Annotated in this window: 23 protein-coding genes; 15 read left to right on the plus strand and 8 right to left on the minus strand. The window is 70.8% G+C overall.

The window, feature by feature from the left end; all coding sequences use genetic code 11:
• Window positions 1–15: 15 nt before the first annotated feature.
• Window positions 16–1,605, minus strand: coding sequence for an N-acyl-D-amino-acid deacylase family protein (locus ACWD38_RS16520; RefSeq protein WP_450124371.1), 1,590 nt, complete (start codon window positions 1,603–1,605; stop codon window positions 16–18).
• A gap of 27 nt (window positions 1,606–1,632) precedes the next feature.
• The gene (locus ACWD38_RS16525) at window positions 1,633–2,937 is read right to left on the minus strand and encodes an amino acid deaminase (RefSeq protein WP_246456991.1); all 1,305 of its coding nucleotides are present in this window, start codon (window positions 2,935–2,937) and stop codon (window positions 1,633–1,635) included.
• Window positions 2,938–3,074: 137 nt separating this feature from the next.
• Between ACWD38_RS16525 and ACWD38_RS16530 the strand changes: the two genes are divergently transcribed.
• Complete coding sequence (locus tag ACWD38_RS16530; RefSeq protein ID WP_184480607.1) at window positions 3,075–3,464, plus strand: RidA family protein; 390 nt, start codon at window positions 3,075–3,077, stop codon at window positions 3,462–3,464.
• A 208-nt stretch (window positions 3,465–3,672) separates the two neighbouring features.
• The gene (locus tag ACWD38_RS16535; protein WP_184480605.1) at window positions 3,673–4,203 is read left to right on the plus strand and encodes a formaldehyde-activating enzyme; all 531 of its coding nucleotides are present in this window, start codon (window positions 3,673–3,675) and stop codon (window positions 4,201–4,203) included.
• Window positions 4,204–4,227: 24 nt separating this feature from the next.
• On the opposite strand, the gene ACWD38_RS16540 is transcribed toward ACWD38_RS16535, so the two are convergent.
• On the minus strand, window positions 4,228–4,536 hold the full coding sequence (locus tag ACWD38_RS16540; protein ID WP_246458322.1) for a DUF1844 domain-containing protein: 309 nt from the start codon (window positions 4,534–4,536) through the stop codon (window positions 4,228–4,230).
• A 434-nt stretch (window positions 4,537–4,970) separates the two neighbouring features.
• Between ACWD38_RS16540 and infC the strand changes: the two genes are divergently transcribed.
• The 9 genes from infC (at window position 4,971) to ACWD38_RS16585 (ending at window position 14,990) form a co-directional block, all read left to right on the plus strand.
• Window positions 4,971–5,480, plus strand: a complete 510-nt coding sequence (infC, locus tag ACWD38_RS16545) for a translation initiation factor IF-3 (protein ID WP_374108151.1) — start codon at window positions 4,971–4,973, stop codon at window positions 5,478–5,480.
• 188 nt (window positions 5,481–5,668) lie between these two features.
• Window positions 5,669–5,863, plus strand: coding sequence for a 50S ribosomal protein L35 (rpmI, locus tag ACWD38_RS16550; protein ID WP_184480603.1), 195 nt, complete (start codon window positions 5,669–5,671; stop codon window positions 5,861–5,863).
• Between the two features lie 117 nt (window positions 5,864–5,980).
• Window positions 5,981–6,349, plus strand: coding sequence for a 50S ribosomal protein L20 (gene rplT, locus ACWD38_RS16555; protein ID WP_184480601.1), 369 nt, complete (start codon window positions 5,981–5,983; stop codon window positions 6,347–6,349).
• A 44-nt stretch (window positions 6,350–6,393) separates the two neighbouring features.
• Window positions 6,394–7,185: a TrmH family RNA methyltransferase gene (locus ACWD38_RS16560; RefSeq protein WP_246456989.1), complete on the plus strand. Its 792-nt coding sequence runs from the start codon at window positions 6,394–6,396 to the stop codon at window positions 7,183–7,185.
• Window positions 7,186–7,426: 241 nt separating this feature from the next.
• Window positions 7,427–8,494, plus strand: a complete 1,068-nt coding sequence (gene pheS, locus ACWD38_RS16565) for a phenylalanine--tRNA ligase subunit alpha (protein WP_450124372.1) — start codon at window positions 7,427–7,429, stop codon at window positions 8,492–8,494.
• Window positions 8,495–8,530: 36 nt separating this feature from the next.
• Window positions 8,531–11,023, plus strand: coding sequence for a phenylalanine--tRNA ligase subunit beta (pheT, locus tag ACWD38_RS16570; RefSeq protein WP_184480597.1), 2,493 nt, complete (start codon window positions 8,531–8,533; stop codon window positions 11,021–11,023).
• 302 nt (window positions 11,024–11,325) lie between these two features.
• Window positions 11,326–12,774, plus strand: coding sequence for a protein kinase domain-containing protein (locus tag ACWD38_RS16575; RefSeq protein ID WP_221315875.1), 1,449 nt, complete (start codon window positions 11,326–11,328; stop codon window positions 12,772–12,774).
• Between the two features lie 65 nt (window positions 12,775–12,839).
• Window positions 12,840–13,310, plus strand: coding sequence for a DUF6924 domain-containing protein (locus ACWD38_RS16580; protein WP_184480595.1), 471 nt, complete (start codon window positions 12,840–12,842; stop codon window positions 13,308–13,310).
• 741 nt (window positions 13,311–14,051) lie between these two features.
• On the plus strand, window positions 14,052–14,990 hold the full coding sequence (locus ACWD38_RS16585) for an MBL fold metallo-hydrolase (RefSeq protein ID WP_450124373.1): 939 nt from the start codon (window positions 14,052–14,054) through the stop codon (window positions 14,988–14,990).
• A 37-nt stretch (window positions 14,991–15,027) separates the two neighbouring features.
• On the opposite strand, the gene ACWD38_RS16590 is transcribed toward ACWD38_RS16585, so the two are convergent.
• Window positions 15,028–15,684, minus strand: coding sequence for a maleylpyruvate isomerase N-terminal domain-containing protein (locus ACWD38_RS16590; RefSeq protein ID WP_184480591.1), 657 nt, complete (start codon window positions 15,682–15,684; stop codon window positions 15,028–15,030).
• Window positions 15,685–15,773: 89 nt separating this feature from the next.
• Here ACWD38_RS16590 and ACWD38_RS16595 point away from each other — a divergent pair, with 89 nt between their 5' ends.
• Complete coding sequence (locus ACWD38_RS16595) at window positions 15,774–16,244, plus strand: DUF6924 domain-containing protein (protein WP_184480589.1); 471 nt, start codon at window positions 15,774–15,776, stop codon at window positions 16,242–16,244.
• Between the two features lie 7 nt (window positions 16,245–16,251).
• Here ACWD38_RS16595 and ACWD38_RS16600 read toward each other — a convergent pair whose 3' ends face one another.
• Window positions 16,252–16,845, minus strand: coding sequence for an AAA family ATPase (locus ACWD38_RS16600; protein ID WP_450124374.1), 594 nt, complete (start codon window positions 16,843–16,845; stop codon window positions 16,252–16,254).
• Window positions 16,846–17,007: 162 nt separating this feature from the next.
• Between ACWD38_RS16600 and ACWD38_RS16605 the strand changes: the two genes are divergently transcribed.
• From ACWD38_RS16605 to ACWD38_RS16615, 3 genes are all read left to right on the plus strand, one after another.
• Window positions 17,008–18,480 carry a PucR family transcriptional regulator gene (locus ACWD38_RS16605; protein WP_450124375.1) on the plus strand — a complete coding sequence of 491 codons (1,473 nt, stop codon included), beginning with the start codon at window positions 17,008–17,010 and terminating at the stop codon, window positions 18,478–18,480.
• Between the two features lie 103 nt (window positions 18,481–18,583).
• Window positions 18,584–19,828: an NAD(P)/FAD-dependent oxidoreductase gene (locus tag ACWD38_RS16610; RefSeq protein WP_184480584.1), complete on the plus strand. Its 1,245-nt coding sequence runs from the start codon at window positions 18,584–18,586 to the stop codon at window positions 19,826–19,828.
• A gap of 248 nt (window positions 19,829–20,076) precedes the next feature.
• Window positions 20,077–20,604 (plus strand): DUF3558 family protein, encoded by a 528-nt coding sequence (locus tag ACWD38_RS16615; RefSeq protein WP_450124376.1) that lies wholly within the window; start codon window positions 20,077–20,079, stop codon window positions 20,602–20,604.
• 86 nt (window positions 20,605–20,690) lie between these two features.
• Here ACWD38_RS16615 and ACWD38_RS16620 read toward each other — a convergent pair whose 3' ends face one another.
• The 3 genes from ACWD38_RS16620 to ACWD38_RS16630 are packed head-to-tail and all read right to left on the minus strand — an operon-like array spanning window position 20,691 to window position 23,504.
• On the minus strand, window positions 20,691–21,236 hold the full coding sequence (locus ACWD38_RS16620) for an LppA family lipoprotein (RefSeq protein WP_450124377.1): 546 nt from the start codon (window positions 21,234–21,236) through the stop codon (window positions 20,691–20,693).
• Between the two features lie 28 nt (window positions 21,237–21,264).
• Entirely contained in the window at window positions 21,265–22,956 is a 1,692-nt protein-coding gene (locus ACWD38_RS16625) for an alpha/beta hydrolase (RefSeq protein WP_450124378.1), read from the minus strand.
• Window positions 22,956–23,504: an LppA family lipoprotein gene (locus ACWD38_RS16630; protein ID WP_450124379.1), complete on the minus strand. Its 549-nt coding sequence runs from the start codon at window positions 23,502–23,504 to the stop codon at window positions 22,956–22,958. Before ACWD38_RS16630 ends, ACWD38_RS16625 begins: the two co-directional genes overlap by 1 nt.
• Window positions 23,505–23,516 lie beyond the last annotated feature (12 nt).

Consider the following 23,516-nt stretch of genomic DNA (forward strand, 5'->3'; position numbering starts at 1 on the left):
TGGACTCCTTGGGGGTCAGGAGGTGCGGCGTACCGCACGACCGGGCAGCGCGTCGGTGCGCCGCCCGGAGTCGAGGACGGGAACCCCGTTGACCAGCACCTGGTGCATCCCCGCGGCCGTGCTGCGGGGCTCGTCGAAGGTGGCGGTGTCGGCGACGGAGTCCGGGTCGAACAGCACCAGGTCCGCGACCGCGCCCTCCCGCACGCGACCGCGATCGGGCAGCCGCAACCGGTCCGCGGCCCGCGAGGTGAGGTGCCGGACGCACTCCTCCAGGCTCAGCACGCCCAGCTCCCGCACGTAGCGCCCCAGGTAGCGGGGGAAGGTCCCCCACGCGCGCGGGTGCGGCCGGGCACCGACCAGCAGCCCGTCGCTGCCACCGGTGTGCGCGGGGTGGCGCATGATCGCGCGCACGTTCTCCTCGTGCCCGACGTGCATCAGGCAGGAGGTGCCGAGCCGCTCGGAGACCAGCACGTCGAAGAACACCTCGGCGGGTTCCGCGCCGGAGGCCCTGGCGGATTCGGCGATGCTGCGCCCCACCAGGTGCCCGTTGCGCTCGGCGTCGCGCACCCCGTTGACCTCGATGGTCTCCCAGTCGACCGGCACCCCGTGGCAACCGTCGGAACCCGCCACCTCCATGGTGTGCCGGATCCGCAACCGGTCAGCCGGATTCCGCAGCCGCGCCAGCGTCGCCTCGACACCGCCTTCGGCGGCCCAGCTCGGCAGCAGCGCGTGCAGCGAGGTCGCCCCCGGCAGGTACGGGTAGCTGTCCATCGTGATGTCCGCGCCCGCGGCGAGCGCGTCGTCGACCAGCGACAGCAGCTCGGGCGCGCGGCCCCGGTTCACCTCGAAGTTCATCGTCGCGTGCGCCAGGTGCAACGGGCAGCCGGACGCGCGGCTCACCTCGATCATCTCCGCGTAGGCCGTGAGCGCCCCCGCGCCGTAGCTGCGGTGGTGCGGGCTGTAGAAACCGCCGTGCGCGGCCACGACCCGGCACAGCTCGGTCAGCTCCGCGTCCGAGGCGTACATGCCCGGCGTGTAAGTCAGCCCCGACGACATGCCGACGGCGCCCTCGGCGAGCGAGTCCGCGAGCACCTGGCGCATCCGGTCGAGCTCGGCGGGCGTGGCGTCCCGGTCGTCGTGGCCGACGCACAGCATCCGCAACGTGCCCTGCGGCACCAGGTACGCGGCGTTGACCGCGATCCCGGTGTCCAGCCGCGCGAGGTATTCGCCGACGCCGCGCCAGTTCCAGTCGAAACCGGGCGGGTCGTCGTTCCAGCCCGCGATCTGCGCCCGCACCGCCGCCAGCGTCGCGTCGTCGACCGGCGCGTAGGACAGCCCGTCCTGGCCCAGCACTTCCAGCGTCACGCCCTGCGAGACCTTCGCCAGGTGGTCCGGCTCGGCGAGGATCTGCAGGTCGGAGTGCGAGTGCATGTCGATGAAGCCCGGCGCGAGCACCAGGCCGTCGGCGTCGAGCACCCGCTCGCCGTCGAGCGCGCCCGGCGGGCCGATCTCGCTGATCCGCTCACCGCGGACCGCGACGTCGCCGCGGTAGCGGTCCCGCCCGGAACCGTCGACGATCGTCGCCGCGCGGAACACCCCGTCCATGTCGACCTCCGGTTCTCGCCGTGCGGGTCAGAAGAAGGTGCGCACCAGGTCGACCACGTTCTCCCCGTCGACCACCGGGATCAGCGGCCACTTGTCGAAGACGGTGCACGGGTGCGACAGGCCGAACCCGACCCAGTCGCCGATGCGCGGTTCGTCACCTTCGACGGCGAGGAACGCGTGCTGGTCGGCGAGCGAGGTCACCCGGCACGAACCGGGCGGGAGCTCCCGCGTCACCCCGTCGGCGCCGCGGAACACCTGCGGCTCCGGCAGGTCCTGGTCGAAGGACACGTCCCGGCGCCCCATCGTCACCAGCGCCAGGCCCGGCTCGGGGCGCGAGGTGATCTGCGCCCAGATCCGCATCGCGGGCAGGAACGGCGATTCCTCACCCGCCAGCCGGTGCGGGCGGCCGAAGGGGGAGTTGCGCCGGTACAGCCCGTCGTCGTGGGTGATGTAGGCGCCGCTGCGCAGCACCGGCAGCACCCGCGCGCGCGTCGGCCACGGCGCCGCGAGCGACTCCGCGACCTGGTCGAAGTAGGCGCTGCCGCCGCCGGTGACGATGATCTCGTCGGTCTCGAACAGCTCCGCGCGCTCGATCTCGCCCACCAGCGAACGCATCCGGGACATGTATTCATCCACAGTGGCCAGAGCTGAGTCCGCGGTGCCGTGCGCGGCAGCGCCCTCGTAACCGCCCACGCCCGCCAGGCGGAGGTTCGGGCTCGCCGCGACCGCCCGCGCCACCTCCAGGGCCTGCTGCACCGACCGCGCGCCGGTCCGGGCGCCGTCCCAGCCCAGCTCCACCAGCACGTCCAGCGGGCGCCGGCCGGAGTGGGCCCCTGCCATCAGCGCCACCCCGTCGGCCGAATCCGCCCAGCAGCTCACCGAGAACTCCGGATCCGCGTCGAGCTCGGCACCCAGCCAACGCAGCCCGGCCGGATCGAGCAGCTGGTTCGCCAGCAGCACCCGCCGCACCCCGAACGCCCGGTACACCCGCAACTGCGGGAGGTTCGCCGCGGTGATGCCCCACGCCCCGTGCTCCAGCTGCCGCTCGAACAGCCGCGGCGCCATCGTCGTCTTCCCGTGCGGGGCGAGCAGCACCCCGTGCTCGTGGCACCACCGCGCCATCGTCGACAGGTTGTGGGTGAGCGCGGCCTCGTCCAGCGTCAGCACCGGGCCGGTGAAACCGGAGCCGAACAGCGTCGGCTCGGAGCCGAGGAATTCCTCGACCGTGCGCCCGGACGACTCGGCTGGCAGGCCCTTGAACCGCCAGTCGAGGACTTCCTGGCGCAGCCGCGCCACCGCGTGCTGGTCGATGCCGGGTGCGGAGCGGGGCAAGGGGCCTCCAGTGCGAGCAGCGCGATCTGATCGGGAGATGATAAGCACTCGGACGGTGCAGTGGTCCAGACGAATCTTCGGACTCCGCCCTGGCCCGCCCATTCGCACCGGGAAACCGCCGAAACGCAGGAGGAACCATGCCCAGGACCATCATCACGAGCAGCGACGCCCCGACCCCGCCGCCGCACATCCCGCTCTCGCCGGGCGTGCGCAAGGGCAACATCGTGCAGGTCTCCGGGCAGACCCCGGTCGACCCCGCCACCGGTGAGCTCGTCGCGGGCGGCGTCCCCGAGCAGACCGAGCGCGCGCTGCGCAACGTCATCGCCGTGCTCGAAGCAGCCGGAGCCGGGCTGGATGACGTGCTGATGCTGCGCGTGTACCTCACCGACGTCTCGCAGTTCGCGGAGATGAACGAGACCTACGCCCGCGTCGTAGGCGAGCCCTACCCGGCCCGCACCACCGTCTACGTCGGCCTGCCCGCGGGCCTGCTCGTGGAGATCGACGCCCTCGCGGTGCTCGGCGACTGACCTCCGGCGGCCGGTGCTCGTCGTCGCAGGTTGCTCCGTTCCGGGGACCAGCGGGACCGAAGTCCGAAGCGGTGCGCGGTGGGCCGGTCGCGGCCGGTCGACCGCTCACCGCACCCGACCTTGACAACCGGGTGCGGTGCTCGGAAGGTGTCGATCAGTCACCCCGGTCCGCCCGGCCCGCCCGGAGCGGCAGCCAAGGAGGGCGGACATGACCACGTTCGGCGACCTCGACGGCCGGCTCGCGCAAGGCTGGGGCGGACGCAAACCCAACGGATGCCGGGTGATCGTGGTGCTCGCCCGCCGCGGCGGCACCACCGCGGCCGGGCTGCTGACCACGCTCACGGTCCCCACCGAGCGGCTCGCGCCGATCCTGGTCTCGGTCGGCGAGGACCGGGACTCCTGCACGGCGGTGCAGCCGCCGACGTTGCTGGTCGGCCACGAGGTCGCCGCCTCCGGGCGGACCGCGGCGCTGGTCTTCGGCGCGAGCCAGGTCGGCGTCGCGCAGGGCGTGCTGGACTCGGTGGCCGAGGGCCTGCTGGAAGCCGACCAGGAGACGATGGTCTTCGTGTCGTTGTGGTTGGACCACGACGCCGACGACGAGACGGCCGTGCGCTTCTCCGCGCGGGAAGCGGTCGGGGAGGCGATCCGGGACGCCGTCACCGGTCACACCAAGGAACGCATCCGCGGCCTCGTCGAGGAACGCGACCGGCTCACCCACCCGTACTACGGGGGCGACTGAACGCCCGCGGGCAGCGGGACGGGGTCAGTGCACCGGCCCGGTGTACTTCTCGCCGGGGCCCTGGCCAGGCGCGTCGGGAACGGCGCTCGCCTCGCGGAACGCGCGCTGCAGGCTCTGCAGTCCGTCCCGGATCGGCGCGGCGTGCAGCCCCAGGTACTCCACCGACGCCGTGACCAGTCCCGCGAGCGCGGTGATCAGGCGCCGGGCCTCGTCGAGGTCCCGGCTCGGCGCGGTGTCGGGGTCTTCGTCGCCCAGGCCGAGCTTCTCCGCGGCGGAGGACATCAGCATCACCGCGGCGCGGCTGATCACCTCGACGCTGGGAACATCCACCAGCTCGCGGACGTTGAGATCGGTGTCCGCCTCGGTGGCGGAGCCGGCCCCGAACTCCTGGGACCTGAACTCCTGCGATCCGTCCGGAATGCCGTCGGAGGGCGGGGTCGACTGCGGTTCGTTCACGGCTGGTACCCTGACATGAGCGACCAGCCCCCGCTTAGCCGGGGGCGGCAAAGTGGAGCCCCGCTCCCACCCGTGCAGCCGACTCTCAGGCCGCCGGGTCCCGGTCACATCGGCGCACCGCGCCGGTGGCATGAGCGGTATTGCGGTACCGGTTCGATCGGTAGGAGTAGGGTCTCGCGCTTCCGGGAATCCGGAGTGCGTGGGACTACTGCACGTCCAGGGGCAGAGCTTCACGCGCCGAGGCTTGCAGCAAGACCGAAGCATCGAACCGAGGAGGCCCCATCAGCACGGAGACGCGCATCAACGACCGCATCCGCGTGCCCGAAGTCCGCTTGGTCGGACCGAACGGCGAACAGGTCGGCATCGTCCGCATCGAGGACGCGCTCCGCCTGGCGCAGGAAGCGGATCTGGACCTTGTCGAGGTCGCCCCGCAGGCGCGCCCGCCGGTCTGCAAGCTCATGGACTACGGCAAGTTCAAGTACGAGAGTGCGCAGAAGGCTCGCGAATCGCGCCGCAACCAGCAGCAGACCGTCATCAAGGAGCAGAAGCTCCGGCCGAAGATCGACCCGCACGACTACGAGACGAAGAAGGGTCACGTCACCCGCTTCCTCGGTCAGGGTCACAAGGTCAAGGTGACGATCATGTTCCGCGGTCGTGAGCAGTCGCGTCCCGAGCTGGGCTTTCGTCTGTTGCAGCGGCTGGCCGACGACGTCGCCGAACTGGGGTTCATCGAGGCCAACCCGAAGCAGGACGGCCGTAACATGATCATGGTCCTGGCGCCGCACAAGACGAACAAGACCAAGCCGAAGGCGACCGCGTAAGGCCACCGGAACGCGTCGGTAGCCGCCCCGGCCGCTGAGCCGGGGCCGGCGCCACGATGCGATGGTCGGACGCCGGCGCCGGTCGGGTGCAAGGCCGACCGGTCGGAGAGCCCGGTCGGGCAACGGGCCGATCAGGTCCGCCGTGGAGTTCCCAGCCGCGGCGGACCCCGTATGAGAAGGATTGAGAGATGCCGAAGAACAAGACCCACAGCGGGACCGCGAAGCGCTTCCGGGTCACCGGCAGTGGCAAGCTGCGTCGCGAGCAGGCGGGCCGTCGCCACATCCTGGAGAAGAAGTCCAGCCGGGTGACCCGTCGCCTGGAGGGCACCGAAGCCGTCGCCAAGAACGACGTCAAGCGCATCAAGAAGCTCCTGGGCCGCTGAGCCGCCGCACCTGCGCGACGCCCCCTCGCGGGCGGATCGCCGGTGCACGTGCTCCCCAGTGCTCCCAGCCCCCCAGGGCGGTCCCGCCGCCCCCGATGAGATCGACAGGACGGACCCGTGGCACGCGTCAAGCGGGCAGTGAACGCCCAGAAGAAGCGCCGCAGCATTCTCGAGCAGGCCAGCGGTTACCGCGGCCAGCGCTCCCGGCTGTACCGCAAGGCCAAGGAGCAGACGCTCCACTCGAACGTCTACGCCTACCGCGACCGGCGTGCCCGCAAGGGTGACTTCCGGAAGCTGTGGATCACCCGCATCAACGCGGCGACCCGGCAGAACGGCCTGAGCTACAACCGCTTCGTGCAGGGCCTGAAGGCCGCTGAGGTCGAGGTGGACCGCAAGATCCTGGCGGACCTCGCGGTGCGCGACCCGCAGGCCTTCACCGCTCTGGTGGACGTCGCCAAGCAGCACCTGCCGGAAGGTGCGGCCTGATCACCGAGGGCACGCATGAGCCTCAGCGACCCGAGACGCCTCCGTTGACGGAGCGTTCGTCTCGGGTCGTTGTTGCGCGCAAGCTCACTCGCCGCGCCGGGCGGGACCGCGCCGGCGAGTTCCTCGCGGAAGGTTCGCAGGCGGTCGGCGAGGCGCTGGCCGCGCACACGGCGGGCCGGGTGCGGGTGCGATCGCTGTTCGCCACCGAGGAGCAGGCCGCGAAGCTCACCGACGCGGGCGTCCCGGTGCACGTCGTGACCGATCGGGCGGCGGCCTCGCTGTCGGAGACGGTCACCCCGCAGGGCCTGGTGGCGCAGTGCGAGCTGCCGGCCACCACGCCCGCGGAGGCGCTGGCGTCCCGGCCGCCGCTGGTGGCGGTGCTGCTGGGCGTGGCCGATCCGGGCAACGCGGGCACCGTCGTGCGCGTCGCGGACGCGGCGGGCGCGGGTGCGGTGCTGTTCGCCGGGGACACCGTCGATCCGTACAACGGCAAGGCGGTGCGCGCGTCGACGGGCAGCCTGTTCCACCTGCCGGTGGCGCGGGACCGGGACGCGCTCGCGGTGCTCGCCGCCTGCCGGGAGGCGGGTCTGCGGCTGGTCGGCGCGGACGGCTACGCCTCCGACGACCTCGATTCGGCTTCGGTGCGCGGCGAACTGGCAGGTCCGACGGCGTGGGTGTTCGGCAGCGAAGCCCACGGCCTGCCGGAGGACGTGCTCGCCGAGCTGGACGCGACGCTGCGGGTGCCGATCTACGGCGGTGCGGAGAGCCTGAACCTGGCCACCGCCGCCGCGGTCTGCCTGTACGCCTCCGCGCGGGCCCAGCGCCATCACGGATAGTCATCGCAGCCGCCCTCGGACCGGTGAACACGCCCAGGAACGCGGCTGCGCGAAAATCGCTCGACCGGGTCGCTTAGACTCGTGTGGCTGCGGCACGCATCCGCAGGTCACCTAGCAGGTGAAGGCCCATCGGGAGCCCCGGTGGGTGCGCTGGACGAGAAGGTCATGCCGGGCGGGTCACGCCGTACTTGTCATGCCTGACAAGTGTCGCCTGACGAATGACGGGAGTCATGCAGTAACGATGTCTGGAGCCAACGACTCGTACGACCCCAAAGAGGTCGCCGCACTCGCGCCGGAGACGCTCGACCGCGCCGTTGTCGAAGCCCGCAAGGGGTTCGAGGAGGCCGCCGATCTCGACGAGCTGGCCGCCGTGAAGCCCGCGCACCTCGGGGAACGTTCGCCGTTGCTGACCGCGCGCCGCGAGATCGGGGCGCTGCCGCCGAAGGCGCGGTCCGAGGCGGGCAAGCGCGTCAACGAGGCGCGGCAGGCGATCCAGGGCGCGTTCGACGAGCGCCGCGCCGTGTTGCAGGCCGAGCGCGACGAGAAGGTGCTGCGCGAGGAATCCGTGGACGTGACCTTGCCCTCGGGCCGGGTCCCCGCGGGCTCCCGGCACCCGATCACCCAGCTCACCGAGCAGATCAGCGACGTGTTCGTGGGGATGGGCTGGGAGGTCGCCGACGGGCCGGAGCTGGAAGCCGAGTGGTTCAACTTCGACGCGTTGAACTTCGGCAAGGACCACCCGGCGCGCACCATGCAGGACACGTTCCACGTGGCGCCGGAGGACTCCGGCCTGGTGCTGCGCACCCACACCTCGCCGGTGCAGGTCCGCTCGCTGCTGAGCCGCGAGCTGCCGGTGTACCTGGTGTGCCCGGGGCGCACGTTCCGCACCGACGAGCTCGACGCCACGCACACCCCGGTCTTCCACCAGGTGGAGGGCTTGGCGGTCGACGAGGGCCTGACGATGGCGCACCTGAAGGGCACGCTCGACGCGTTCGCCCGCGCCATGTTCGGACCGGAGTCGGCGATTCGGCTGCGCCCGAGCTTCTTCCCGTTCACCGAGCCGTCGGCGGAGCTCGACGTGTGGTTCCCGCAGAAGAAGGGCGGCGCCGGCTGGGTCGAGTGGGGCGGCTGCGGCATGGTCGACCCGAACGTGCTGCGCGCCTGCGGGATCGACCCCGCGGTGCACACCGGGTTCGCGTTCGGCATGGGCTTGGAGCGCACCCTGCAGTTCCGCAACGGCATTCCTGACATGCGTGACATGACCGAGGGCGATGTGCGGTTCACCGAACCGTTCGGCATCGACTCGTGATCCCCGTCCCGCTGCGAGAGAGAAGGACCTGAGCAAGTGCGGATTCCGGTTTCCTGGCTGGCCGAGCATCTGGAGCTGCCCGCGGACACCACCGCCGACACGCTGGCGGAGGCCTTCGTCCGGATCGGGCTGGAGGTCGAGGAGGTCGCCCACCTGTCGCAGGTGAGCGGCCCGCTGGTGGTCGGTCGTGTGGCCGAGATCGAAGAGCTGTCGGGGTTCAAGAAGCCCATCCGGTTCTGCCGGGTGGAGGTCGGCGACGCCGAGGACGGCGAGCGGCCCACGCAGGGCATCGTGTGCGGCGCGACGAACTTCTCCGAGGGCAACCTCGTCGTCGTGGCGCTGCCCGGCACGGTGCTGCCCGGCGGGTTCGAGATCGCTTCGCGCAAGACCTACGGTCGCGTCAGCGAGGGCATGATCTGCTCGGCCAAGGAGCTGGGCATCGGCGAGGACCACGACGGCATCCTGGTGCTGCCCGCGGGCGTGGCCGATCCGGGTTCCGACGCCACCGAGCTGGTGGGCCTGGACGATTCGGTCATCGAGCTGGCGATCACGCCGGACCGCGGTTACTGCTTCTCCGTGCGCGGCCTGGCCCGCGAGCTGTCCAACGCCCTGGAAGTGCCGTTCGGCGACCCGGCCTCGATGCACGTGCCGGAGGACGAGCGGGCTTCGCGCGAGGTGCGCATCGAGGACGAGTCGGCGTGCTCGCGGTTCGTGTTCCGCCGCGTGACGGGCGTGGATCCGACGGCGCCGACGCCGTGGTGGATGCGGCGCAGGCTGGCGCTGGCGGGCATCCGGTCGATCTCGCTGTCGGTGGACGTCACGAACTACGTGATGCTGGAGCTGGGGCAGCCGCTGCACGCGTGGGACGCCTCGAAGCTCACCGGTGACGTGGTGGTCCGCCGCGCGGCGGAGGGCGAGAAGCTCACCACCCTCGACGACGTGCAGCGCGAGCTGGACCCGGACGACATCGTGATCTGCGACGAGTCCGGCCCGGTCAGCCTGGCGGGCGTGATGGGCGGCGCGAGCACCGAGATCGGCGCGGAGACCCACGACGTGCTGCTGGAGGCGGCGAACTGGGATCCGGCGAGCATCGCCCGCACCATCCGCAGGCACAAGCTGCCCAGCGAGGCGGGCAAGCGCTTCGAGCGCACGGTGGACCCGGCGGTGGCCCCGGTGGCCGCCGAGCTCGCGGCGAAGCTGCTGGTGCGCTACGGCGAGGGCCGCATCGCGCAGGGGCGCACGGACGTCGGTTCGCCGCTGGCTCCGGCTCCGGTGACGATGCCGCTGGCGCTGCCGGACAAGATCGCGGGCGTGTCCTACGAGCGCGGGATCACCGCGCGCCGGTTGTCGCAGATCGGTTGCCGCATCGAGGTCGGCACCTCGGACGAGGGCGTGGGCCTGGTCACCGCGCACCCGCCGACGTGGCGCCCGGACTTGAAGCAGGCCGCGGACCTCGTGGAGGAGGTGCTGCGGCTGGAGGGCTACCACACGATCCCGTCGGTGCTGCCCGCCGCGCCTCCCGGCCGGGGCCTCACGGCCGCGCAGCGTCGCCGCCGCGCGGTGTCGCGGGCACTGGCCGCTGACGGTCACGTCGAGGTGCTGCCGTTCCCGTTCACCAGCGACGAGGTGCTGGGCAAGCTCGGCATCGGCGAGGACGATCCGCGTCGTCGCGCGCTGTCGCTGTTCAACGCGCTGGAGTCGGACCGCTCGCAGCTGGCGACCACGCTGCTTCCCGGCCTGCTGGATTCGTTGCAGCGCAACGTGTCCCGCGGTCAGCGCGACCTGGCGCTGTTCCACATCGGACAGGTCGTGCTGCCCGCGCAGCAGCCGCCCGCGATGCCGGAGGTCGGCGTCGCGCAGCGGCCGACGGACGCGGAGATCGCGGCGCTGGACGCGGCGCTGCCCGCGCAGCCGACGCACGCCGCGGTGGTGCTGGCCGGCAAGCGCGAGCGCCAAGGCTGGTGGGGTCCGGGCCGCGACGCGGGCTGGGCCGACGCCGTCGAGGCGGCGCGCACGGTGGCCAGGGCCGCCGGGGTGGAGCTGACGGTGGCCGCGGGCGACCTGCTGCCGTGGCACCCGGGCCGCTGCGCCGAGCTGAAGGTGGGCGACGTCGTCGTCGGCCACGCGGGTGAGCTGCACCCGAAGGTCGTCGAGGAGCTGGGCCTGCCGAAGCGCGCGTGCGCGATGGAGATCGACCTGGACGCGCTGCCGCTGGAGGAGTCCCGCCCGGCGCCGTCGATCTCGTCGTACCCGCCGGTGCTGCTGGACGTGGCGCTGGTCGTGGACGAGGCGGTGCCCGCGGCGGAGCTCGTCGACGCGGTGCGTTCCGGCGGCGGCGAGCTGCTGGAGGACGTGCGGCTGTTCGACGTCTACTCCGGCGAGCAGCTCGCGGACGGCAAGAAGTCGCTGGCGCTGGCGCTGCGGTTCCGCGCCGCGGACCGGACCCTCAAGCAGGAGGAGGCGACCGAGGCCCGCGATTCCGCGCTGCACGCCGCCGAATCCCGCTTCGGAGCAGCACTGCGCGCCTGACACCGCGTCGAACGAACCGGGGTGTTCTTCCTGAGCGGAAGAACACCCCGGTTTTTTCATTCCGCACTTCCGACTCCGGCGGTGGCCGCCGATCGTGCGAATGCGGGATCGAATGGGTGCGTGCCGCTCCGAATTCCGTCGCCGATCGGTGCGCGTTCCGCCGAACGCATCGCTTGTCCGGGCCATGCGGAGTAGTCGTCCGAGTGAATTCCCCTTTCCCACCCCTGTGCCCGCGGGTCCCTCCGGACCTGGCAAAGTCGATCGTGACGTGATCGCAGTGGAATGTGTGGAGGAGTCGTGTCATGAGCGCTCAGGATCGACTGGTCGCCGGGCGGTATCGGGTGGAGTCGAGGCTGGGCAGTGGCGCGATGGGCGTGGTCTGGAAGGCCTCCGACGAGCGCCTGAACCGCACGGTCGCGGTGAAGGAACTGCACTTGCGCCAGTCGCTCAACGACGCCGACGTGCAGACCGCGAAGCGGCGGGCGATCCGGGAAGGCCGGATCACCGCGAGGTTGATGCACCGGCACGCGATCGCCGTGTACGACGTGGTCGAGGAGGACGGCCGTCCTTGCCTGATCATGGAGTTCTTGGAGTCGCGGAGCATGGAGGCGGTGCTCGCCGATCGGGGGACGATGCCGGTCGCCGAGGTCGCGAAGCTCGGCGCCGACGTGGCCTCCGCGCTGGCCGCCGCGCACGACGCGGGGATCGTGCACCGGGACGTGAAGCCGGGCAACATCCTCGTCGCCGAGGACATCACCAAGATCACCGACTTCGGGATCTCCCGCGCGCTCGGTGACGCGAGCACGACCGGGGTGCTCGCGGGAACTCCCGCTTACCTCGCCCCGGAGGTCGCGCAGGGCGGCAAGGCGGATTTCCACACCGACGTCTTCTCGCTGGGCTCCACGCTCTACGCCGCGCTGGAGGGCCGTCCGCCGTTCGGCTTGGGGGACAACTCGATCGCGCTGCTGCACCGGGTCGCGGCGGGTGACTTCGACGTTCCGGAGCACGCGGAGGCGCTCACGCCGGTGCTGCTGCGGATGCTGGCGACCGAACCGGCGCAGCGCCCGACGATGCACGAGGCGCAGCGCGCGCTGGCCGCGGTCAGCGACGGGAAGGAACTGCCGGAGTCGTTCACCGCCGTGCCGGTGCCGACTCCCACGAAGCCCGCGCGCCCGGAGGTCCCGCCGCAGCCGGAGCCGGAGTCGTCGGGCAATCGCGGTCGGTACGGGCTGATCGTCGTGGGCGCGCTGCTCGTCGTCGGTGCGGGCGTCATCGCGGCGCTGCTGACGGGCAACCTCACCGGTGATCCCACCGCGTCCAGGCCCGCCGCTTCGCAGCCGCCGCAGCCGCGGCCCGAGCCGAGCCCGGTGTCACCGCCCGAGCAGCAGCCCGCGCCGGTGGAGCCCCCGGCCCCGCAGGCACCGCCGCAGGCGCAGACGCCGGACGCGGTGGTGTCCGAGTACTACGCGGCGATGCCGGGGAACCTGCCCGCCGCCTGGGAGCAGCTCACGCCGGATTACCAGACGAACCACGCGGGCGGTTACGAGGCGTTCAGCGAGTTCTGGGCGCCGGTTCAGAGCGTGCAGGCTTCGAACGTGTCGACCGAGGGCGCGAACTCGGCGCTGGCCACGATCACCTATGACTTCGACGACGGCCGCACGGTCGAGGAGAAGACCCGCTACACCCTGGTCCGCGACGGGGAGAGTTGGAAGATCGCCGCGACCACGGTCCTCAGCAGCCGCACCCGCTGAGGGTCCTGGGCTGCGCGGCCGGTCGCGGCGGTCGGATTGTCGGTGCCGTCCGGCACACTCGCCTCATGTTGATCTACCGCACCGAAGACGACGAGTTCGACGCCCTCGTCGTGCGCGTCGACTTCTCCGACGAGCTCGCGTGGGGAACCGTCGCGGAACTGCTCGAACTCCCTTACGGCAGCGAAGAATTCGAGTCGTCCAACCAGCTCGTCGACGACCCGTCCTTCACCGGCGCGACTCCTGATGAGGTCTTGGCCGCGGCGGCGGGAGAAGCGCAGCCGCCGGTCGTGTTCTTGGCGGACGCGGCGACGATGCGCGAGCCGTACCCGCTGCTGGCGGTATCGACCTTGGCCAGGGAAGAAGCCGAGGATGACGACGAGTACGAGTCGGAGATGGAGTACGGCCGCGAGTTCCGCCTCGTTCCGACGGCCGTCAGCGAGATGCACGTGAACTTGACCATCGCGAACATGGACTTCTCGGAGTTCTCCGGTTCGGCGGCCGACGACGATCAGAGGATCCATCGCGGCTTTCTCTGACCGGGAAAGCGCACCGGCTCAATGGGCTTTCCCGTCGTGCCGGGGAAGTCGCCGTGCTCAACCGAGAACGAGCGGGAGTCTCGTCGCTCGTTCCGGCTGCTTCGGCGGGGGCCCGTCTGCCGGTGCAGATCAGCGGCGCGGCCTGGTCGGAGAAGGTATTCGGGGAACTCCGTTCCGGCGATCTGCTCCAGCATCGCGCGTGACCGGGCGATGCCCTGGGCCGGTGGTTCGGCCGGGTCGGGGAGGTGCGTGATCAGGTCGAGGTGGTGCATCCAGGACTTGCGCGGACGGGTAGTCGCCCGCGGCGAGGATTTCGTCGTGGGCGCCGACGGCCAGCCCCGGGGCGGCGGGTCCGGCGGCGCCGACGTCGTCGAGGTGGAACTCGAGCCACCGCGGTTCCGCGTACGCGGTCGCGAGCCGGACTGCCAGCGCGCCCAGCGGGTCGTCGTCGGTGGGTGGTGTGTCTAGCGACGACCCGGCAGGTGATCTCGTTCCGGGTCGGATCGGTCTCGGCCGGTGTCGTGAAGGTGATCAGGACGTCCTGGGCGTCGATGATCAGGTGGCACACGAGGTCGCGCACGGAGCCGTCCGGTGCATCAGGACGGTGAGAGCTGGAAGATCGCCGTGACCGCGGTCCTCAACAGCCGCACCCGCTGAGGCGTTCTTCCCTGCGACGAACGAGCACTCATGTGAGCCGGATGTGCATCGATCGGATCGTCCAGCCTGCTTAGGGTCGTCGGCATGGCGAACGTGAGCAGGAACGTGCAGCGCATGGTGCTGGGCGACGTCGAGGTCATCCGGATCGTCGAATGGCACGAGCCGTTCGTCCCCGCCGCCGAGATGTTCCCGGACGTCGCGGCCGGCGTGTGGCAGGACAACGAGGACTGGCTGGCCCCGGACCACTGGGAGCCGCGCAGCGGCCGGGCGGTGATCGCGTTGCAGACGTGGGTGCTGCGCAGTGGCGGGCGGACCGTCCTGATCGACACCGGTGCGGGCAACGGGCGCGAACGTCCGGGCATGGCCCCGTTCCACCGGTGCGAGGGCGACTTCCTCAGGCTCCTGGACCGCGCCGGTGTGCGTCCGCGGGACGTGGACGTCGTCGTCAACACGCACCTCCACGTCGACCACGTCGGCTGGAACACCACCGGCGCCGACGGCGAGTGGGTGCCGACGTTCCCGCGGGCGCAGTACCTCGTCCCGGCCGCTGACGACTTCCACTACGGGCCGGACAACCCCGATCCGCGCGGTCTCCAGGAGGTCGACCGGCTGATCTACGCCGACAGCGTCGCGCCCGTCCACCGGGCGGGGCAGGTCGTGCTGTGGGACGGCTCGCACCGGATCGACGACCACCTCACCTTGGAGGCGGCGCCCGGCCACACGCCCGGTCATTCGGTGCTGCGGCTGGCTTCCGGGAACGACCGCGCGGTCTTCACCGGGGATCTGCTGCACAGCCCGGTGCAGGTCCTGGATCCGTCCTGCAGCAGCAACGCCTGCCTGGATCCGGGGCGGGCCGCGGCCTCCCGCCGCCGGGTCCTCGCCCGCGCGGCCGAGGAGCGGGAGCTGCTGGTTCCGGCCCACTTCGGTGGCTCCGGAGTCGTCGAAGTGCGGCGGAACGGCGACGCGTTCTCGCTCGGTTCCTGGGCGGCGCTCGACTCCGCTCCGGCACCGGTGTCCGGATGAGCGAGCCGTCGAATCCGCGCAGCGGTGGGAAAAGCGCTCACCCGAGGATGAGCGGTACCCGTCTGCCCAGTGCGCCCAGCGCGGTTCGTTCGACCTCGGTCGGCTCGCGTCGGCCGGTGCCGATCAGCAGCGCGTCGCGGTGCGAGAACGACGTGGGGAACGCGGCGCCGGCGATGCGTCCCAGCAGCGCGCGGGACGCGGCGAGGCTCGCAGTGGGCGGGTCCGCGGCGCCGGGCAGGTGCGCGATCAGGTCCAGGTGGTGCAGCGTCCATTCGAGGACGTACGCGGACAGGTAGTCGGCCGTGGTGAGCACCCCGCCGCGGGTGCCGACGCGGCGCCCGGGGTCGGCGAGCGCGGCGGCGCGGTCCGCGGCGGACCCGACGTCGTCCAGGTGGAACTGGAGCAGCCACGGTTCCTGGTAGGCGGCGGCCAGCCGGACGGTCAGCGCGTCCAGCGGATCGTCCCCGGTCGGCGGCGAATCGGAGACCTCCCAGTAGGTCGCCGCGTCCCGCGTAGCCGCTTCGTCCACGGGTGTCGCGAGGGTGATCAGGACGTCCTGGGCGTCGATGATCAGGTGGCACGCCAGGTCCCGCACGAGCCACCCGGTGCAGCCCGAGGGGCGCGCGAAGTCCTCGTCGGCGAGTTCGGCGACGGCCGTGCGCAACGCCGTCCAGGTGAGTGAGAACAGCTCCACCGGAGCAACCTAGTGCTCCGGCGGAACGCCGGGCAATCGTTTTCGGAGCTTCCGGCGGGATTGTCGGTGCGCCCGTGCATACTCGCCCCATGTTGATCAAACGATCCGAAGAGGACGAGTTCGACGCGCTGGTCGTGCGCGTGGACTTCTCCGACGACGCCGCGTGGACCGAGGTCGTGGGGCTGCTCGAAATCCCTTGGGGCGACGACGAATTCGACTCCAGCAACCAGCTCGTCGACGATCCCGCGTTCACCGGGGCGAGCCCGGACGACGTGCTGGCGGCGGTGGAGGAGGAGCACAAGCCCGCCGTCGTCTTCCTGGCCGACGCCGAGACGATGCGCGGTGCGCACCCGCTGCTCGCGGTCTCGACGCTGACGCGCGAGGACGCCGAGGACGAGGACGACTACGAGGAGGAGATGTCCCACGGCCGCGAGTTCCGCCTCGTGCCGGGGGCGGTCAGCGAGATGCACACGAACCTGGAGATCGCGAACATGGACTTCACGGACTTCTCCGGCTCCGCGTCGGGCGACTCGGAGCGCATCCACCGCGGCTTCTGCTGAGCTCCTGTCACACCGCGGCCTCGGCGGGAGCGCGGCGGAGGATGTCCTCGACCGTCTCCTCCGGGGTCTGCTCGGAGGTGTCGAGCCAGAGCCCGAGGCGCGGGGTGTCCTCGCGCAGCACCGCGTCGAGCGCGCGCACGGTCCACTCGTCGTAGGCCGCCTTGTCCCGTTCCGCTTCGCGGTCGGCGATGGCGGCGGCCTGCGGCGCGAGCACGACGACGTAGAGCGGGCGGCTGCGGATCTCCTGCGCGATCTCGGTGAGGTGTTCGCCGATCACGACGTCCTGGGCGATCACGGTGAAGCCGGCGGCGGTGTACTGCTCGCAGGTCTGGGCGGTGAGCCGGTGGCGCAACCGGAGCTGGTCGGTCGCTGCCTCGCTCGGTTCCGGTGTCATGTCCTGCCTGCCGTTGACGATCATGCGGCGGAACAGGTCGCCGCGCAGGTGCACGGAGTTCGGCAGTCGTTCCGCGAGCAGCTGCGCCACGGTCGACTTGCCCGCGGCCTGGATGCCGGTGATCAGCACGACCCCGGCGGCGAAGTCTTCCGGCGTCGGCGCGGGCGCGCTCGCCGGGTCGGTGCGAGGTGGTGAGGCGGAGCCCATGGAGCACCTTTCCGAAGGGGGCGAGCGCGGTGTGCGACCACCCTAGCGCTTTCGGTATTCGTCCCGTTCGACCTTTTCGGTGCTGGCCGGCACCGCGAACGCGCGATCGTGAGAACCTGCCGGGGTGCCGCGCCACCTCCGCTCCGCCCCCGGGACCCGCTGATGGTCAAACTCGATCGGCTGATCAACGTCCTCGGCGGCTACGGCGCGCGGTTGTGCACCGCGCCGCGCGGGCGGGACGTGGAGCTGCGCGGTGTCGCGCTGCACGATCCGGCGGGTGCGGAGGAGGTGCTGCTGGCCGTCGGCATCGACTCCATCGGAGCGGTGCTCGCCGAGACGCCGGCCGCGGTCGTGCTGCTGCGCGAAGTCGACGAGCAGGAACTGGCCGTGGCCCGCGAGCGCGGTGTCGCGGTGGTGCGGATCGACCCCGACGTGTCCTGGGGCCAGCTGGCGGCGGTGGTGTACGGGCTGGTGCTCGAAGGCCGCGAGACGGAGGCGGGACGCGGGCCGACGGACCTGTTCGCGCTGGCCGACGCGTTGGCGGCGTCCGTCGGCGGCCCAGTCACGATCGAGGACCAGCACGCCGGTGTGCTGGCGTATTCGAGCAGGCAGGAGTCCGCCGACCGCGCACGGCTCGCCACGATCCTGGGCAGGCGGGTGCCCGCGGACATCCGCGCCGAGCTCACCGCGCGCGGCGTGTACGCGCACCTGGCGTCGTCGGCCGAGCCGTTGTTCGCCGAGCCGATGCCGGAGCAGGAGTTCCACGGCCGCGCGCTCATCGCGGTCCGCGCGGGTCGGGAACTGCTCGGGTCGATCTGGGTGGAGGTGACGGAGCCGCTGGACGAGGAGCGTTCGGCGGCGTTGCGCGCGGGCGCCCGCACGGCGTCGCTGCACCTGCTGCGGGCGCGGGCCAGCGCCGACTTGGAGCGGCAGATCGAGTCGGACCTGGTGATCGGCCTGCTGGAGGGGCAGGCCGACGCGCCCGCGGTGCTGAGCAGGCTCGGGTTGCGCGGCAACGGTTTCCGGGTGGTCGCGATGCAGGCCGAGGAGGCGCAGGACGCCGCGGTGCTGATCGCCTTCGAGCGCGCCACCGCCGGTTTCGGCTGGGCGCGGCCGGGCCGCAGCGCGCTGTTCGCGAACACCGTCTACACCGTGCTGCCCGATGGGGAACCGGGGGAGCGGTGGTTCCGGGGTCTGCTGCGGAACATGCCCGCCGACGTGCGGCTGCGGGCCGGGGTGGGCGGTGTGGCCGAGCCGTTGGAGCTGCCGCTGAGCAGGCAGGAAGCCGACGAGTGCCTTGCCGTGGACGGCGATCGGGAGATCGTCGGCTACGAGCAGGCGTGGCACGAGATCCTGCTGCGCCGGGTCCGCAACGCGGCCTCCAGCGGTCGCGTCCCGTCCCGCGGCCCGGTGTGGGACCTGCGTCGCCACGACGCCGACAACGGCACCCGCTACGCCGCCACGCTGCGGGAATGGCTGCGCTGCCAAGGCGATCCGGGGGCGGCGGCGAACCGGCTGGGCGTGCACGCGAACACCGTGCGGTACCGGATGCGCAAGATGGCCGAGGTGACCCGCCTCGACTTGGACGATCCGGACGAACGCCTCGCCCTCATCATCGCGCTGCTCATCGACTAGTGCGGATCGACCAATCGTCGGCGGCGAGATTGTGCCGAACTGACAATCGCCGGGCCGTCACTGCCGGTCACACTCGGATCCAACCGATCTGAGGAGGGCGAAGATGGCCGGCAACGACCAGACCCCGCGGCACGTGGTGATCGCCGGGGCGGGCGCCGTCGGGTTGTCCACGGCGTGGTTCCTGCAGGAGCACGGTGTGCGGGTGACCGTCGTCGACCGCGACGGCGTGGCCGCCGGTTCGTCCTGGGGCAACGCGGGCTACCTGGCCCCCGCGTTCTCCATCCCGCTGCCGGAGCCGAGTGTGCTGCGCTACGGCCTGCGCTCGCTGCTGGACCGCAACGCCCCGCTGTACGTGCCCGCCCGCGTGGACCCGCAGCTGTGGGCGTTCCTGGCGAGGTTCGCCGCGCACTGCAACATGCGCTCGTGGCGCCGCTCGATGCAGCCGTTCGTGCCGATGAACAACGAGTGCCTGGACGCGTTCGACGCCCTCACCGCCGGTGGCGTGGAGGCTCCGACGAAGGCCGCCCCGATCACCGCCGGTTTCGAGAAGGCCGAGCAGGTCGCCGACCTGCGCCGCGAGTTCGACCTGATCCGCGAGTCCGGCCAGGACGTGCGGGTCGTCGACTCCTCGGTCGCCGAGGCGGGCGTGCCGCAGCTGTCCTCCCACATCGAGGCGGTGCTCCGGATCGAAGGGCAGCGCTACGTCGACCCCGGCGAGTTCGTCCGCTCCTTGGCGCGGTCCGTCGAGGCCCGCGGCGGCGAGATCCGCAGCGGTTTCACCGTCGACGAGGTGACGCGAGAGCAGGGCCGCACCGTCGTGCGCTCCGGCGACGAGCGCCTGACGGCCGATTCGGTCGTGCTCGCCACCGGCGCCTGGCTGAGCTCGCTCGCGAAGCCGTTGGGCGTGCGCACCGCCGTGCGCGCGGGCCGCGGCTACTCGTTCACCGTCCCCACCGAGGAGCCGGTTCCCGGCCCCATCTACCTGCCCGCCGTGCGCGTCGCCTGCACCCCGTACCAGGGCGGCCTGCGCGTGGCCGGGACGATGGAGTTCCGCTCCCCGGACGCCAAGCTCTACCCGGAGCGCATCGCCGCGATCGAGCGCTCCGCGAAGCCGCTGCTGCGCGGCGTGTCCTGGGAGGACCGCCGGGACGACTGGGTCGGCGGCCGACCCGTCACCCCCGACGGCCTGCCGCTGATCGGCGCCACCGACATGCCCGGCGCGTACGTCGCGGGCGGGCACGGCATGTGGGGCCTCACCCTCGGACCGCTCACCGGGCAGCTGCTGTCGGAGCAGATCGTCACCGGCAAGCAGCCCGACCAGCTCCGCCCCTTCAACCCCCTCCGCTGACCACCCCCGAAGGGCAGGCGTCGCCGCAACCGTGCGGCGGCGCCTGCTCGTTTCACTGGGGCTGCGGTCTTATCCGAGACGGTGATCCTTTCCGCAACGACGCGCTAAGGTGCTCGACGTTCAGGGGCCGATAAGCAGGGTGCAGAGTGGTGGGTTAACGAGCGCGGACGCGACGGTTTCGCGGCGGCAAGGGAAAACCGAAGACCGCGAGGCCAGGCTCAGCCGATCAACCAGCAGGTGGGTATTCAGTGAGCAAGCTTGTCCGGTCGCTGGCCGTGGTGGCCAGCAGTGCGGTTCTTGTCGGGCTGTCCGGGTGCGCTTTGGGCGAGGGCGATGGGACCCAGGCGCCGACCTCGGATGCCGCTGGAGCGTCGTTGGAGGCCTTCGATCCCTGCACGTTCTTCTCCCCTGATGACTTGACCGGATTCGGGCTGTCGCCTCAAAGCGAGCCGTTCACGCAGGTCAGCTTTGAGCCCGGTTGCCGCTGGACCGGCGAGAAGATGTCGCTCACGCTCCACAAGAACGTCGATGAGACCGTCGACTCCTACGAGACCGGTGGCAACTGGGAGAAGTACGAGAAGCGGTCGATCGCCGGGCGATCGGCCGCGATCGCGAACGTCCCAGGATCAGGGACCACCGGGGGCTGCGACATCTTGGTCGATGCAGGCGGCGGCGTGGCCATCTACGGGATCTCCGGCAAGATGGCCGATTCGATCGACGCGTGCCCTGAGCTGGAGAAGATCGTCAACCAGACCGCGTCGGGATTGCCGAAGTGATGTGAACTGGTCGGCGTGACTGGGCTTCTGCCGGTCACGCCGACCAGAACGCGCACAGTCTCAAGTGACGAGAAGGGCGTAGCCGCTCACTGGGGCTGCTGCGCGAGCTTGTCCTTCTCGGCTTGCGGCAGGTGGCAGCCGGTGGAGCCGGAGAACGTCGTTCGTTTGCCGGTGCCGAAGTTGTAGGTCGCGCCGTACTGGTCGGAGCTGGTGATCTCGTGGTCGGCCGGGCGGTCGACGATGGTTCTCGGCGGTGTGAAACCGAATTCGCCGGAGACCTCCGCGAAAATCTGCTCGGCTCGTGCCCAGTCCGTGTCGGGTATGTTGCCTTCGGTTCCCCAGACGCCGAGCGTCCAACCTTCGGCGACGTCCTTGAAGGCATCGAAGTCAGCGCATCCGGCTCGGTTGAGGTCCCGGATCTTCTCCCAGCGCATCCAGGGAAAGTTCGCACTGAGCTGTTGCTGGAGCCGGGTATCCATGTCCGAGTACTTCTGGTTCACCTCTTCGATGCTGGGCCGCCGCACCAGCTCGGCTTTCTGGTCGTCCATGCTGCCTCCCTGCTCGGAAACCAGTTCGTTGCCACAGCTCGTGATGCTCAAGAGCGTCAACGCTACGAGCGCGAGTCGCTTCATGGTCAGTCCTTGATCTCGACGTACTCGTTCAGTAACGCGGGGTTTGCACGACACGGTCGGGTACTCCAGCAGCGATGACAGCTGCGTTGTACTGGCTGGTCGTGCCAGGCGTGAGATATCCGGCAGGGCCACCGGTGTTGTGCCCGGTCGATTCGTTCAGACGCTGTCCGTCTGGTGAAACGGCTTCGTTCGTGCAGAGCTGGTCTACTTGTGGGTTCTTCGAGGGATCGCCGCCGAAGCGGCCGATGTCTGCGACGGGATCCCAACTGGATTCGAGGTTGTACATCCATCCGCCAGGTACGTTGAGATCACTCCGGGTTCCTGTGCCCAGGCCAGGCGATCCCATTGTGACCGCTGCGTCTACCCCGACGTCTTCTCGTTGGAGGGCATACCCAGTCGTGGTAGATCCGTAGGAGTGGCCCATCGCGACCAGATGCGGGTCGTCCGTCCGGGATTCGTTGAGACCGCGATAGAAGCCCGACAGGTCGGTCGCGCCACGTTGCGCCGCCGCGGACCCTGCGACTGACTTGTCCGGATCAAGCATTTCGGACCCCTGGGGGGCTTCGTAACCGAGCCAGGTCACCGTTGCGACATCGCCACCGTCGCCGTACCTGTATGACTCGCGAACGGCATCCTGTTGCAACGAGTCCATGCTCTTGTCGTAGTCGTCGATGCTTCCTTCGACCGTGCTGTTCATGCCGGGCGTGAAGACTGTGACGTGTTCGGCGGTATCGACGTCGCCGATGCCGACGGCGGCTTTGGTGCGTTCACCGGAGGTGTCGAGCAGCAGGAGCTGCCGGTTCCCGCGATCCAAGGTCGACTCCACCTGGTCCAAGGACTTCAGCTTTGCTTCGACCTTGTCCAGTGGGTTGCGCAGCGCGGCGCGGTCGCCCCTCGAACCGGGGCCGTTCGGAAGTGCCTTGATCTCGTTCCGCAGCCGGGTTGCTTCCGCTTGCAGCGTCGCGCGTTCGTCGTCGATGCGGTTGATGTTGGCGGTGTTGCGGACTGCTCCGGGGATGCCGTCCATGTTGCCGAGCCAGGCCGGGGGAGCGGTGGCCAGCGCCGATTTCGTTTCGGCGGGCAGGGATTTCCACCACTCGGCGTTCTGCTTCGGGTCACCGGGTGGCGGCGGCTCGATCGTTTCTCCGAGTCCGCGCGCGTCTCCCAGGGCCGCCGCTTCCGCGAGGTTGTGCGCGCCGCGGGTGTCCATGAGGTCCTTGTCGGCGTCGCCGAGGACCTTGGCGAGTTCGCGGTCGGTGTCCGTGGCGCGGGCCAGGATGCGCTCGACCCGGTCGGCGAGGTCGGGGCGGACGCGGTTGTTCCGGTCTTCGTTGACGCTTTCCGCCTCATCGGGGTGGAGGCCGAGCGGTGTGCCCAGGTCTTCGATGCTCCCGTCTTCGCCGATCGCGAAGTGGTGGGAGTGGGCGAGCGCTTCGGCTTCGGTGAGTTCGTGGCCGATCTCGCGGATCTCGTCGGCGGTCGCGATGGTGGCGCTGCGGACCGTGGAGACCTCGACGACGAGTTCGCGCAGTCGCTCGCCGAGCTTCCTGTGCTCCGCCGTGGCGGAGTCGGCCGCTTTGCCCTGCCACTCCTTCGGCCGACCGGAGTGCGCCAGTTCGTCGTCCAAGCCGACGAGCCGATCCTGTTCCCGCTTCAGGTCGTCGATGGCGTCGTCGAGGAGGTCGGGGTTCCAGCGGCGGAGGTCGCCGATGTTCACCATCAGGAGCCACCGCGTGTCAGCTTGTCCTTCTCGGCTTGCGGGAGGTGACAGCCGGTGGAGCCGGAGAGGACGGTGCGCTTGGCGGTGCCGAAGCGGTAGCCCGCGCCGTAGCGGTCGCTGCCGACGACCTGGTGGTCGGAGGGGCGGCTGACGACGGTTTCCGGCGGTGTGAAGCCGTATTCGGCGCTGACCTGGGCGACGATCTGCTCAGCGCGAGGCCACTCGGGGTCGGGGATGTTGCCTTCGGACCGCCAAGCTCCGAGGGTTTGGCTCTCGCCGGTATCGGTGAAGGCGTCGAAGTCGGAGCATCCGGCGCGGTGGAGCTCGCGGCTCTGCTCCCATTGGATCCAGGGGAAGGCCGCGGCGAGTTCGTCCCGGAGGCGACCTTGCATCTCGAGGTACCGAGCGCTGGCCTCCTCCATGCTGGGCCTGCTCATGAGTTCGGCGCGCTGCTCTTCCATGCTTCCTCCAAACTCCGGCCCCAACTCGCCGCCACCGCATCCGGTGAGGCTCAGGGTGAGCGCCGCCAGGACTGCGAAGCGCTTCATGGTCGGTCCCCG

This window comes from Saccharopolyspora sp. NPDC002578 (genome assembly GCF_053592695.1).

Bases quoted from the DNA above. Each gene is read 5' to 3' on its own strand.
- ACWD38_RS16520 (WP_450124371.1), bottom strand. From the start codon at position 1,605: ATGGACGGGGTGTTCCGCGCGGCGACGATCGTCGACGGTTCCGGGCGG.
- ACWD38_RS16530 (WP_184480607.1), top strand. From the start codon at position 3,075: ATGCCCAGGACCATCATCACGAGCAGCGACGCCCCGACCCCGCCGCCG.
- ACWD38_RS16535 (WP_184480605.1), top strand. From the start codon at position 3,673: ATGACCACGTTCGGCGACCTCGACGGCCGGCTCGCGCAAGGCTGGGGC.
- rpmI (WP_184480603.1), top strand. From the start codon at position 5,669: ATGCCGAAGAACAAGACCCACAGCGGGACCGCGAAGCGCTTCCGGGTC.
- pheS (WP_450124372.1), top strand. From the start codon at position 7,427: ATGTCTGGAGCCAACGACTCGTACGACCCCAAAGAGGTCGCCGCACTC.
- ACWD38_RS16575 (WP_221315875.1), top strand. From the start codon at position 11,326: ATGAGCGCTCAGGATCGACTGGTCGCCGGGCGGTATCGGGTGGAGTCG.
- ACWD38_RS16580 (WP_184480595.1), top strand. From the start codon at position 12,840: ATGTTGATCTACCGCACCGAAGACGACGAGTTCGACGCCCTCGTCGTG.
- ACWD38_RS16585 (WP_450124373.1), top strand. From the start codon at position 14,052: ATGGCGAACGTGAGCAGGAACGTGCAGCGCATGGTGCTGGGCGACGTC.
- ACWD38_RS16595 (WP_184480589.1), top strand. From the start codon at position 15,774: ATGTTGATCAAACGATCCGAAGAGGACGAGTTCGACGCGCTGGTCGTG.
- ACWD38_RS16600 (WP_450124374.1), bottom strand. From the start codon at position 16,845: ATGGGCTCCGCCTCACCACCTCGCACCGACCCGGCGAGCGCGCCCGCG.
- ACWD38_RS16605 (WP_450124375.1), top strand. From the start codon at position 17,008: ATGGTCAAACTCGATCGGCTGATCAACGTCCTCGGCGGCTACGGCGCG.
- ACWD38_RS16610 (WP_184480584.1), top strand. From the start codon at position 18,584: ATGGCCGGCAACGACCAGACCCCGCGGCACGTGGTGATCGCCGGGGCG.
- ACWD38_RS16620 (WP_450124377.1), bottom strand. From the start codon at position 21,236: ATGAAGCGACTCGCGCTCGTAGCGTTGACGCTCTTGAGCATCACGAGC.
- ACWD38_RS16625 (WP_450124378.1), bottom strand. From the start codon at position 22,956: ATGGTGAACATCGGCGACCTCCGCCGCTGGAACCCCGACCTCCTCGAC.
- ACWD38_RS16630 (WP_450124379.1), bottom strand. From the start codon at position 23,504: ATGAAGCGCTTCGCAGTCCTGGCGGCGCTCACCCTGAGCCTCACCGGA.